The organism is Lutispora thermophila DSM 19022 (assembly GCF_900142105.1).
Lineage (GTDB): Bacteria > Bacillota > Clostridia > Lutisporales > Lutisporaceae > Lutispora > Lutispora thermophila.
Window position 1 is genome coordinate 1 of the sequence record NZ_FQZS01000041.1, and the last position, 11,332, is coordinate 11,332.

The following is an 11,332-nucleotide window of genomic DNA, read 5'->3' on the forward strand; positions in this document are numbered from 1 at the left end:
CATGGCTTTTTTTAGTATTTCATTTTCCTCTTCTAGCCTTGCTATCTTCTTTAACATGACTTGATAGTCGGCTGTTGTCACGGTTTTATCTTTATCAATTACTACTGGTTTGGCTTTGTTTAACCATGTCACCATTGTTGATTTTGGTATGCCATATTCACGAGCTAAATCTGCTAGCGGCTTTCCTGAATTATATAGCTCTACTATAGTATCTTTAAATTCTTTGGTGTAATGTTTTTGACCTCTTCCCATTGTAGACACTTCCTTTCACTTCTTATTTTAAATCGTTCGAACTTCTGTGTCTACAAAACTATACTAACACTAAGTTAAATTTACAAATTACCATCGTTCATTATTCACTTACATAATTAGTGTTGTGCACTAAAAAGTCAAAAATTGTATTACCAAATTCATGGTAAAACAAAAGCATAAGCTGACTATTTGTGATAGTTTAGAGTTACCCAATACTATAAACAAATCACGGAGGTCAAACTTATGCCTGAGATAATAATAGAACAAAACCAGAACATCATCAACTATATAAATATGTTACAATTGCCTTATTCTACTGCTTTGAATAACCATATCATAAATATGGTCTCAGGCATAATTACTACAGAAGGTAATAAAACTGTCTCTGCCATCTACAAAAAACTTACTTCTAATAGAGATAGAAGCACTGGCTCAAGATTCTTAAGTGAATACAAATGGAACAACGAATATGTAGACTACAAGAGAATTTCACACTCTATTCATACTATCCCCAAGAATATCGATGAAAATCAGGTTGGCTTTCTAATTATAGATGACTCTTTGAGTAAAAAAGATGATTCTACAAAGAAGATGGAAGGCATTGATTATCATCATTCTCACAGTGATGGTAAAACTATGTGGTCACACTGTATCGTTAGTTCTAATTACAAGGTATCTAATTATTCGTTGCAACTTAATTTTAAGCTCTATCTCAGGAAACAGTTTTATGGTTCAAAATCCAAAAAACTTTTTAAAAACAAAGATGAACTTGCCATGCAATTAATTGACGAGTTTACTCCAGCTACTGAAATAAATTATTTGCTGGTAGATGCCTGGTATACTTAAGGTAAGCTGATGCTTCATGCTCTAAAAAGAGGATATCATACTATCGGAAGAATCAAATCCAACTGTACAATTTATCCTTTTGGATTAAAAGCAAGTGTCAAAGAGTCCTCCAACCATATACGTAAGAATGAAACCTGCCCAGTTACAGTAGGTGAAAACAAGTATTACGTATATAGGTATGAAGGTAAAATCAATGACATAGAAAATGCTGTTATTCTAATATGTTGGAGCAAGGCTGATCTATCTGGTAAACCATCATATATTGTAAGTACAGATGTAGGCCTTGATAGCCAAGTTATCTTGGAATACTACCAAAACCACTGGGATATTGAGGTCAGCTACAGGTATCATAAGAACTCACTTGGGTTTGACCAATATCAAATTGAATCCTTAACATCTATTAAGATGTACTGGAGTATTGTATTTATGACTTATACATTTTTAGAGCTTTTCAGAGCATCTAAAGGCAAAACATTAGGTTTAAAGACCATAGGTGATACAATAGGGTATTTCCGTCAACAATACATAGTTGAAATTGTTAAAGCTGCATACTCTTGTGCAGCTAAAGGGCTAAGTGTAAGCTCAATAATTACCAAGTTAGGGCTTGTTGCTTAAAAATTTCCTTTTTACTGCACAGGTCTAATTACTAATTTTAATTTTATATTATATTTTTCGGTAACACTTTGTATTCGTTCTATAAGCTCAGTTTCTGAGATTTGCTTAGGGTCAATGAATATTTCAAGTCCCATATGGTCCTTTGCAGACTCAATCCTTAAAACATAATCACTTACTTGCTCATAAGTATCAAATTTTTTAAAATCAATATCCGCTTTTTTCAGGGTATAGGCTGCAAAGAATATGGGGCCTTCGTAATCCCACATACTCGAATATGCTTCTATCAATTCTGTAACTATTCGATAATCAATTTTGTTGTAATTTAGAAAAATCGATCCATCCTTTAACTCATAAAAAGAATAGATATGTCCTAATTCTTCTTTTAGACTTAGACCATTCCCTATCCGGCGTATAAAAATATACATTATAACCTGTTAGGATTGAAACTATAACATCCCTTAATAGTAATACCAGAGATATAGATTATCATGCATGACATTGTAACTTTTTGTGCTATACTTCTCTAACGTAAGAAAGTAATTTGTCGCTATCCCATTATCTTTTTCAAGAACAATGCAGTTTATTAAACCATATACGATTTGATCTTTCTTCTTTTTATTAAAAAACATTTATATCACCTCTCCTATATATAAGCAATTTTTATATATACAGCCTTTGTAATTTCCTTATCTGATGCGCTATTTATCCTTGTCCTATATTGTTTCTTCTAAATTATTGCTATATTGAGATGTTCAATTTAAAGTTAAAATATTAATACTTTCCATATAGTTTGTACCAATACCAATCAAATTCCATCAAAAAGCTATCATGTTACATGGAGAGTGTCAATATCAAAAATGATAAATGGGAAAATGTACTTATAATTTTGTTGAATTTCATCATGTTTTTGATCATATCATGCAAAAAAATCAAATAGAAAAGGACAAGTTATATTGAATGCTTAATTTTCCTTGTAAATGAATAACATTCTATTGACTTTTACTATTAATAATAGTACTATTATTAATAGTAAAAGGGAGGTGCAATAATGTCATCCATAGATTTGGCGATACTTGGTATGGTATTGGAAAAACCACAAAGTGCATATGACATACAAAAAGATGTAGATTATCATCAGTTCCCAAGATGGACTAAGATAAGCGTTCCATCTATATATCGAAAAGTCATTCAGCTTAACAAAGAAGGTTATCTTCAATGCGATATTGTGAAAGGGGATAAATATGCTGATAAAGCAATTTACTCTATTACAGAAAAAGGACGTGCTTATTTTTATGAACTTATGAATACTTATGCAAACCAGCATGTATCATTTCTGTTTGATTTCAATGTGGTTATTACCAATCTTAACAAAATCGACAAGGAAAGTGCTTTGGAATTAGTGAAAAAGTTGCGAAACAGTATTACTGCTTCAGCTCAATTAAATGATGAATATGCTGCTAAATATGCTGATATTCCCCTTGTTGGAAGAACTATTTTTGAACAACAGAAATTGCTTTATCGCTCCCTTTTAGAGTGGCTTGATACTTTTGAGGTTCAGTTCAAAGAAGATTGATATTATGGATATCAAGAGCAGTTTAATCATTCTGTTTGAAAATCCTTTTTGGATTGGTTTATATGAACGCATTGACGGTGACCAATATGCGGTATGCAAAATAACCTTTGGTAAAGAGCCAAAGGATTATGAAGTTTATGATTTCTTGCTAAGAAATTGGCATAAGCTGAAACTTAGTACACCTGTTACAATTGATAAAATCGAAGAAAGAAAAATAAATCCCAAGCGCATGCAGCGAGAAATTCATAGGCAATTAGATAATAGAGGTATTGGTACAAAGGCACAGCAGGCATTAAAGCTGCAACATGAGCAGAATAAACTTGAGAAAAAGACCAAAAGCCGGGAGAAAAAAGAGGCTGAAAAAGAACGGAAGTTTGCTTTACGCCAGGAAAAGAAAAAAGCAAAACACAAAGGGCGATAATGTTGGTAATAGCCTATGATAAAGTCACTTGGTGAGGATAATAAAAAAGTACTTTAATGAAAAGCAATACTCTTTTCTGTCGCGTATCTTAATAATATTAAAGCCAGAAAGGAGTATTGTTATATCAACATTACCAAAAGAAGTATTAAAAGAGATGATGAAAGATAGAACTTTATGTGATTTAAATGGGCTGTAATAAATTACAGGTCTTTTTACATTATGAGCAAATATAAAGGGCATTACAGAATGATGATTCTTTAACTGCTATTTTGAGATATGAAATACATGGAGAGTTTTGATGATAGTTCCACCCATTGCCAATACTCAATTCTTGAAAAGAACATATTAAGGTAGAATACTCAAAATTGCTTTGTGTTACCTGGAATTCATCTATTTTAAAGTCTTTTACAATTTCACCAATTGGAGTTGGTTTAGCCTTGGCGATGATTTATAATTGCAAATTTCTATAACAATAGAATCAATGTGTGGATATTGCATGGACATATTTAAAGTATTGCCCGGGAAACGTATTATGTTAAATATTGATGTTTAGAGTTATATTCCAAAATGAATATCCAATAGAATACTTTGAAATTTATTAGCAACTCATAAATTTCCTTATATCTTCTTACCATTAGGAAGATTGTTTATAATGGGGTCATCAAAACTGATTGATGGAGGCGATAGGTTATGCTGAATGAAAAGGTAAAAAATTTATTAAAGAATGAAATGTGGGATTTGGCAACATGTTCGAAGAACGAACCAAATGTAGTGCCCGTCGCATTCAAGGACGTGACAGATGATGGCAAGTTGATAGTAGGAGATGTGTTTCTGGAAACAACACTGAATAATATAAGAGAAAATGGAGGGAGAATTGCCATCTCGATATATGATGCATATAATTTTGAGGGATACCAGATTAAAGGGAAGGCTGAATATATTAGAGAGGGCATCATTGTTGATAAATTCAAAGCAATGGTAGAAAAAATGTTCAATGGAGCAGTAACGGCTAAGGGAGCGTTGATAATAACTCCTGAAAAAGTTATCGTCACAACACCTGATGAAGATAATAAAAAGGTGCTTTAATGGATAAAAAGAGATGTGGAGATGAAAATCTCCACATCTCTCTTTATGTGAAAATTTAATTATTTTAAAGAAACTCATATGAACAAGATATATTATTTTGAGGGATGCCAAAAATGTATTGACTGTGGGGGTTATATTTTTATATTATAAAAAAAGCTCTCTCTTTTCAGAAATAGTAACTAATAAATTTAATAGTTGCTATATAATGCATAGATAAAAAGCTATAATAATTAAGAAGAGGAGCTGATAGAATGTATAAAAGGAAAATGGAACCGGATATCCGATGTCCATTGGAGTATGGGCTGGAAATATTCGGAGGAAAATGGAAATCTAGAATTATTTGCGTACTTTCAGCAAAAAAAATACTTCGTTATAGTGAACTTCGTCAGGAAATGAGTAATATAACAGATGCTGTGTTGGCATCTACATTAAAAGAACTGATCACAGATGGAATTGTGGAGCGTAAATCCTATGATGAGATACTTCCTAGAGTTGAATATTCACTTACGGAGAAGGGCCTATCTGTTGTACCTATATTGCAAAGTATTTGCAAGTGGTCAGGTATATTTTATAAAGAGGATACTGAAAATGTTATGCCTCATTGTCAGAAATGCAATCACAGAGGAGGATTCTACATTTGATAAGATGTTCATCAGATTACTTTGCTGGGAATTTATTCTTGGAATTTCTAATGGGGTGATAAAATTAGAAATAGTGTAGCATGTAATTGATTTGTTAAATTGCATATTAAAGCTTTACTTAATGTGATTATCTGTCGATAAAGGATATGAGTAAAATACATGCTATCTTCGTGAGAAAAGGCGTAGAGATGAGAAGATAGCAGAATTAAAGCAAATATAAGAAAGGGATGTTGGTATATGTTATGGAAAGATAAATATGAACTTGGTGTTCCTGTGATAGATGCCCAACATAAAGAATTGTTTAAGCGTGTCGAATCGTTTTTGCAGATATTGCGATCAGGGGATAGCTGGGATGAGAAAGTCCCCAAAATAAACGAAACATTGGAGTTTATGAAAAAATATGTTGTAGAGCATTTTCGTGATGAAGAAGAATACCAGCGAAATATCAATTATCCTCGATATGAAGCTCATAAGCAGATACATGACAGTATGGTCAATTATGTGCAAGATGTTTCTAAGCAATATGAACAATCAAATAATAACGAGTATTTGATGCAACAGTTTGGAGGAAAGCTGCTTGCATGGTTGATTAATCATGTAGCCGCAGAAGACCAACTTATAGCGGATTATGCCATAAAGAAAGGGATGAGAGATAATGATAGATAAACTTTATAGAGCATTTGTCAATGCAACACATAATGTTTTTAACTTGATGTTAAGCATAACAGAGATTTCTGATCATCCCACGGAAGATTTCAAATGTGATGATGAGGTAGATATAGCTGTTGGTATTGTTGGTGACCTATATGGAGAGGTTATTTACCGCTTCCCGGTCTCCACATCTCTTAATATGGTAAATATCATGAGCGGTATGCAGTTTAATACGGTAGATGTTTTCGTCATCTCTGCAGTATCAGAGATTGCCAATATCATAAGCGGTAATGTTCTTACCGCACTTTCAGATAGCAACGTGAAATGCGACATATTACCACCTGTTCAATGCAAACCTTATGAAGATAAGGAATATGAAATGAAAACAAGCTGCTGTATTTCCACAACAATCGGTGATATATGTTTAGTAATAAAGCTGAATCGGGCCTCTTGATTTCATTTCAACAGAAAGATATGAGAAGTAGTGTTAAATAACTTAACCTCTTGTGCCAAGTAATTCTATTTCATCATAACCTAACTGAAAGCATTGATATTGAAGCGTTTTTTTATATTTGATGAAGTAAATTTCTCATAATTGACGTCTATTATCATACAATCTGAAGTAATAAAGTCTTAAAATCTTCGATGAAAACTAGCGCAAAGAGTTAAGTTGAGGAGGTTAAAACATTGGAAATTTGCTTGTAACAAGTAGTGCATTTGAAAACGGAGGGTTCATACTCAAGAAATATACAGGAAATGGGGAGGATAAATCTCCGCCTTTGCAGATAAAGGGTGTTGATTCTTCGGCAAAATCCATTGCTATAATTGTTGATGATCCAGATGTACCAATACCCTTTGTAACCTTTACCCATTGGGTTGTTTACAATATTCCTTCGAATTTAACTGTGATTGAGGAAGATATACCTCGCGAAGAGATGGTCAAGTCTCTGGGGGGAGCCCTGTAAGGTAAAAATACATTAAGAAGAATCGGATATATGGGACCCAAACCTCCTTTTGGAACACATACATATCGCTTTAAGGTGTACGCCCTTAATGCGGTACTTGATTTAAGGCCAGGTGCTACAAAAAAGCAGCTTGAGAAAGCAATGAAAGGACATATACTACATATGGGGTTGCTTGAAGGAAAAGTTGCCCTGGGCAGCAATATCTAAGCAACCTAAAAAAGAGCTTGTCCGTCTGTATTGTATCGTGCTTCTCGACGTATTGAATAACTTCGCAATCTCGCTGCCATTCATTCCCTCAAAGTAGTACAGCAGTAAAGCTTTGCGCTTTTCTTACGGTAAAATACGGATTGCTTCAAGAAATAGCTTCGGCGTGATTTTCTTCCTGGCTTTTTCAAAGACGGTTCAGCCGTTTCCCCTTTGAAATATTCATCAAATGTATGAAGCTGCCGTGCTTCATCTAATGTCAAATCGAAAAAGGTAATTTCCTTTGCATTATGCTTGCGTAGCTCTTTGTGAGCTTCGCTGGCTTCATTGTGCAGTAGCATATTACAATACTTCTGAAAAGAGCATTGCTTATAAAATTCCCTATGTTCAGGTTCCACATTTTCACCTTATTACGCTTTGAAAGTTGGTGGTGCTTCCCCCTTTTCGCAGGGCAATACTGCGTCTTGAAAAAACGCCGAATATTTTTGGAGATTTTTTCAAAATTTTTTTTAGCAGACAGAATGCGCCGTCCGCAAAAAGATGCGGACAGGCACATCAGTACCACTTGAAACTTCCAATGTACAGGTAACTGACATATCTTTTCCGGTTTCTCTTTTTATTGAAGTTCCTCAGAATAAATACTCCGTATCTGTAAAATTTTCATAGTCAGCTTGATAGGTTCCTGTATAATCATCAATCCCTTTTTCTTTTTTACCTTGCAAAGATAATTTTCCTGTAAGCTCTATGGAATCCGCAGAATGAACAACATTATTGTAATGGTTGAGAATTTCATCTTTTGTACAGCCAAAAAAGCGTGGACACTCCAACAAGATTAGTATCAATGATAAAACTATTTTTTTATAGAAATTCTTACCACCCTTTCTTTGGTGCTGTCTTTTTCGATTTTTTCTTTGCTTGTTTTTGTTCTGTTTCTTTCATGCAAATAACCAAGACAGCGGAAATGACAACAACAACTGTAAGACTGCATATACAAGTTACTATGTTCCAGTTGACTGCGGTATCATAACTGCGGTAGCCAATCATTCCAAGACTTGCCGTAATCGGATAAAGATTTGCTAATGTCATGTTTCCTGCGGCAAACATACCCCCATATCCGTAAACAAAGGCAATAATAACACCGACTAAAAAGCTACCTGCTTTGCGACAGGTAATTATAATAATTGGCAGGACAGCAAGGTATAAAAAGAAACTGACCGCGGTTATTTGTAATGTCGCTTTTAAGGCTAAGGCTATTTGAAAACCCGGAAATCCTACAACCATTTCTGCTATGATTGTAAACAGACTGCATATCAGACCAAGGACAATGGACAGTACACCACACACAATCAATTTTCCGGTCAACAACTGCTTAAATGAAATCGGTACAGTTAAAATATTTTTCAAGGTATCGTCCGTTTGTTCGCGGGAAATCATATATCCGGCAATCAAGCTAATGCACATAGGAAAAATCATGGACATATTATTTTTGATAACCTGTTCTGTGAGGTAGGCAAAATCCCATACAGAACCATCATTTGCCATAGAGGTAAACAATGTCAGCAAAACAGATAGAAGCATGAGCGCAACTCCTGCCCAAAGGATATGATACCTTTTTAGTTTGTAAAACTCTGTTTTCACGATACGAATCATATTTATTCCCCCCTTTGTTTGTATAATCTGTCAATCAACCAAGATGAAACAATCGCCATAATTCCAAGTATCAACACGATTTGAAAGGTTGAGGGGATAAGTCCTGAGATTTGTTCCAAGTCCATTTTTATTCCATGTGCCGCCATATCGCCAGCACTCCAAAATGTAGTCAATGGCGTAGGTAAGAACCACAATATTGTTTTTGGAAGTGCGTCAAACAATGCGGTTGCACTCATATTCAATACGCTATAAAAAACACATAGCAAGATTGAAAATACATAGGTCTTACTAAAAAAGACTACAAGCGCAATCAGCGGCAATGTACCTGCTGTAATAAAAATCCCTGTTTCAACGGCTATAAATAATTTATAACAAATTCCATAAACTTCTAACGTTCCCAAACCACAAAGAATTGTCGCAATAGTGGACGCGATGCAAAAGATAATTCCAAATAGAAAGAGTACAAGAATTTTAGCAAGTACCATTTGGGTACTGGTTACAGGAATGGTACGCAGATTTTTGAATGTGTCATTGTCACGTTCCATAAAGAACAGCATAGCTGCAATGACACCTATAATACAAGGAAGTAAAAATTGTATTCCGTACCCAAGTACCATATTGAAAAGTCCGTCAAATGCGTCTGCTTTATCTGTATATCGCTCCATCATAGAGGGAGTTGTCATTAAATAAGTAAGCGGAACAGGGAACATAAAGGCTGATGCGATAACCAATGGAATAAATTTTTTTCGTTTTAATTTCAAAAATTCACATTTTATCAGTTTAAGCAATTCCCTCGCCTCCCGTCACTCGCTTGAAGTAATCTTCAAGACTTTCTTCGCAGGTATGGGCTTCTGATACCTCCAATCCATTTTCTACAAAGGCAGTTACAATTTTCCCTACAGGTAAATTAAGATTATGTAAGCGTAAATTATGGTCGTCCTGTATAGTAAAATGGTTTTCGTTGAACATGCGTTCCAATATTCTTGCTGCCTGTGCGGTATCAGAAAGAGTAAATAGGATATGCTTACTACTTTTTTGTTCCAGTTCCGCAAGACTTTCTTCTTCCAATAGTACGCCATGGTCGATAATGCCGATATCATCAGCCAATAGTGCAATTTCTGAAAGAATATGACTGGAAATTAGTATCGTTTTCCCTCTTTCGTCGCAAAGCTCACGAATAAAAGATCGAACTTCTGCAATACCGATAGGGTCAAGCCCGTTAATAGGCTCATCTAAAATCAAAAGTTCCGGGTCGTGCATAATAGCAAGTGCAATCGCAAGTCGTTGTTTCATACCAAGCGAATACTGGGAAAACAGTTTTTTGTCATTATAAGGCAGTCCTACTAAATCTAAAGCGTCTTTAATTGCATGATTGTTTGGCACGCCTCGTAAAGCTGCAAAGATACGCAAATTTTCCGTAGCAGTTAGATTTGGGTAAAAGCCGGGGGACTCAATCAAGCTGCCGATACGGGGCAAGAGTTTCTTTTCATTCCCTTGCAAAGACTGTCCCCATATTTTGATTTCGCCGGAAGTGGGTTTTGTTAATCCAAGCAGCATTTTCATAGTGGTCGTTTTTCCGGCTCCGTTTCTTCCAAGCAGTCCGTAAATTCTTCCTTTCTGCACATGTATATTTAAGTCAGCGACACTCTTTTGTGAGCCGTACTGCTTTGTAAGATTTTTTGTTTCAATGATATAGTTTTTTTCCATATTCAAACCTCCTGTTCTGTAAAGTATTCTATCACACCAACCTTGCATTAACCTTGCCGCAACCTTGCATTAACCTTGTATTTTGAAATATGGCTTTTGAAAATAATTAAGGCTCCCGTCAAATGGACGGGAGCCTTAATTTGCTAAAGGAAAAAGCAAAGTAAATTCCGTTCCTTTTCCCTGTATGCTATTTGCTGTTATTGTGCCGTTCATCTTTTCTACAAGTTGGTGTGCGATAGAAAGACCAAGACCGCTGCCTTTTTCAGACCGCCCTTTGTCACATTTATAGAGCCGTTCAAAAATATGCTTCAAATCTTCTTTTTCAATCCCTATTCCGTTATCTGCTAATCGAATTTGCATATTTTTTTCCTGCTTTGATAGGATTATTTCTATTTTGTCTGCATGACTGTGAGAAATTACATTCTGTGGACCTATGTCAATATTTTAGACACAAAAACTCGGATTTACTATGCTGATTTTCTAGCCATATCCTCACATTGCTGAGGGGTAATATACCCAATGCTACCATGGATTCTCTTTCTGTTGTACCAGGATTCTATGTATTCAAAAATTGCCAGTCTTGCAGCATTAAAATCGTAGTAGGTTACTAGGTTAACCTCTTCCTTTTTTAGGGCAGCATGAAAAGACTCAATACAGGCATTGTCATAGGGATTTCCCTTAGAACTGAATGAGTGAATGAATTTAATTTCTGATATATATT

General features: G+C 34.9%; 12 protein-coding genes and 5 pseudogenes. 8 read left to right on the forward strand and 9 right to left on the reverse strand.

Annotation, left to right across the window (positions count from 1 at the left end; translation table 11 throughout):
• On the reverse strand, positions 1-252 hold a 252-nt coding region (locus BUB48_RS16745; protein WP_073025720.1), incomplete at its 3' end, for a transposase.
• Positions 253-495: 243 nt separating this feature from the next.
• Between BUB48_RS16745 and BUB48_RS16750 the strand changes: the two are divergent.
• Positions 496-1,713: pseudogene (locus tag BUB48_RS16750) on the forward strand (IS701 family transposase).
• 11 nt (positions 1,714-1,724) lie between these two features.
• Here the strand turns inward: BUB48_RS16750 and BUB48_RS16755 are convergent.
• Entirely contained in the window at positions 1,725-2,138 is a 414-nt protein-coding gene (locus tag BUB48_RS16755) for a hypothetical protein (RefSeq protein ID WP_073027953.1), read from the reverse strand.
• Positions 2,139-2,761: 623 nt separating this feature from the next.
• Between BUB48_RS16755 and BUB48_RS16760 the strand changes: the two genes are divergently transcribed.
• The 7 genes and pseudogenes from BUB48_RS16760 to BUB48_RS18710 all read left to right on the forward strand — a co-directional run bounded on the left by BUB48_RS16760 (position 2,762) and on the right by BUB48_RS18710 (position 7,257).
• A complete protein-coding gene (locus tag BUB48_RS16760; protein WP_073027955.1) occupies positions 2,762-3,286 on the forward strand; it encodes a PadR family transcriptional regulator in 525 nt (174 codons plus the stop codon).
• A 4-nt stretch (positions 3,287-3,290) separates the two neighbouring features.
• Entirely contained in the window at positions 3,291-3,707 is a 417-nt protein-coding gene (locus BUB48_RS16765; protein WP_073027958.1) for a YjdF family protein, read from the forward strand.
• A gap of 690 nt (positions 3,708-4,397) precedes the next feature.
• Positions 4,398-4,793: a pyridoxamine 5'-phosphate oxidase family protein gene (locus BUB48_RS16770; protein WP_073027960.1), complete on the forward strand. Its 396-nt coding sequence runs from the start codon at positions 4,398-4,400 to the stop codon at positions 4,791-4,793.
• Positions 4,794-5,044: 251 nt separating this feature from the next.
• Positions 5,045-5,434 carry a winged helix-turn-helix transcriptional regulator gene (locus BUB48_RS16775; RefSeq protein WP_073027963.1) on the forward strand — a complete coding sequence of 130 codons (390 nt, stop codon included), beginning with the start codon at positions 5,045-5,047 and terminating at the stop codon, positions 5,432-5,434.
• Positions 5,435-5,671: 237 nt separating this feature from the next.
• A complete protein-coding gene (locus tag BUB48_RS16780) occupies positions 5,672-6,100 on the forward strand; it encodes a bacteriohemerythrin (RefSeq protein ID WP_073027965.1) in 429 nt (142 codons plus the stop codon).
• On the forward strand, positions 6,090-6,539 hold the full coding sequence (locus BUB48_RS16785) for a chemotaxis protein CheX (protein WP_073027968.1): 450 nt from the start codon (positions 6,090-6,092) through the stop codon (positions 6,537-6,539). Before BUB48_RS16780 ends, BUB48_RS16785 begins: the two co-directional genes overlap by 11 nt.
• Positions 6,540-6,780: 241 nt before the next feature.
• Positions 6,781-7,257, forward strand: a pseudogene (locus tag BUB48_RS18710) (YbhB/YbcL family Raf kinase inhibitor-like protein).
• Here the strand turns inward: BUB48_RS18710 and BUB48_RS19265 are convergent.
• The 7 genes and pseudogenes from BUB48_RS19265 to BUB48_RS16825 all read right to left on the reverse strand — a co-directional run.
• Positions 7,207-7,652: pseudogene (locus BUB48_RS19265) on the reverse strand (sigma factor-like helix-turn-helix DNA-binding protein). The pseudogenes BUB48_RS18710 and BUB48_RS19265 overlap by 51 nt on opposite strands.
• 159 nt (positions 7,653-7,811) lie before the next feature.
• A pseudogene (locus tag BUB48_RS18375) lies at positions 7,812-8,108 on the reverse strand (hypothetical protein); the annotation flags it as partial.
• Positions 8,109-8,124: 16 nt separating this feature from the next.
• A complete protein-coding gene (locus BUB48_RS16805; RefSeq protein WP_073027970.1) occupies positions 8,125-8,904 on the reverse strand; it encodes an ABC transporter permease in 780 nt (259 codons plus the stop codon).
• A gap of 2 nt (positions 8,905-8,906) precedes the next feature.
• Positions 8,907-9,692: an ABC transporter permease gene (locus BUB48_RS16810; protein WP_073027973.1), complete on the reverse strand. Its 786-nt coding sequence runs from the start codon at positions 9,690-9,692 to the stop codon at positions 8,907-8,909.
• Entirely contained in the window at positions 9,685-10,611 is a 927-nt protein-coding gene (locus BUB48_RS16815) for an ABC transporter ATP-binding protein (RefSeq protein ID WP_073027976.1), read from the reverse strand. Before BUB48_RS16815 ends, BUB48_RS16810 begins: the two co-directional genes overlap by 8 nt.
• Positions 10,612-10,746: 135 nt before the next feature.
• Positions 10,747-11,037: pseudogene (locus BUB48_RS16820) on the reverse strand (sensor histidine kinase); the annotation flags it as partial.
• Between the two features lie 41 nt (positions 11,038-11,078).
• On the reverse strand, positions 11,079-11,332 hold a 254-nt coding region (locus tag BUB48_RS16825), incomplete at its 5' end, for an integrase core domain-containing protein (protein ID WP_139249908.1).

Excerpts from the sequence above, each read along its gene's own strand:
- BUB48_RS16755 (WP_073027953.1), bottom strand. The coding sequence starts at position 2,138 with ATGTATATTTTTATACGCCGGATAGGGAATGGTCTAAGTCTAAAAGAA.
- BUB48_RS16760 (WP_073027955.1), top strand. The coding sequence starts at position 2,762 with ATGTCATCCATAGATTTGGCGATACTTGGTATGGTATTGGAAAAACCA.
- BUB48_RS16765 (WP_073027958.1), top strand. The coding sequence starts at position 3,291 with ATGGATATCAAGAGCAGTTTAATCATTCTGTTTGAAAATCCTTTTTGG.
- BUB48_RS16770 (WP_073027960.1), top strand. The coding sequence starts at position 4,398 with ATGCTGAATGAAAAGGTAAAAAATTTATTAAAGAATGAAATGTGGGAT.
- BUB48_RS16775 (WP_073027963.1), top strand. The coding sequence starts at position 5,045 with ATGTATAAAAGGAAAATGGAACCGGATATCCGATGTCCATTGGAGTAT.
- BUB48_RS16780 (WP_073027965.1), top strand. The coding sequence starts at position 5,672 with ATGTTATGGAAAGATAAATATGAACTTGGTGTTCCTGTGATAGATGCC.
- BUB48_RS16785 (WP_073027968.1), top strand. The coding sequence starts at position 6,090 with ATGATAGATAAACTTTATAGAGCATTTGTCAATGCAACACATAATGTT.
- BUB48_RS16805 (WP_073027970.1), bottom strand. The coding sequence starts at position 8,904 with ATGATTCGTATCGTGAAAACAGAGTTTTACAAACTAAAAAGGTATCAT.
- BUB48_RS16815 (WP_073027976.1), bottom strand. The coding sequence starts at position 10,611 with ATGGAAAAAAACTATATCATTGAAACAAAAAATCTTACAAAGCAGTAC.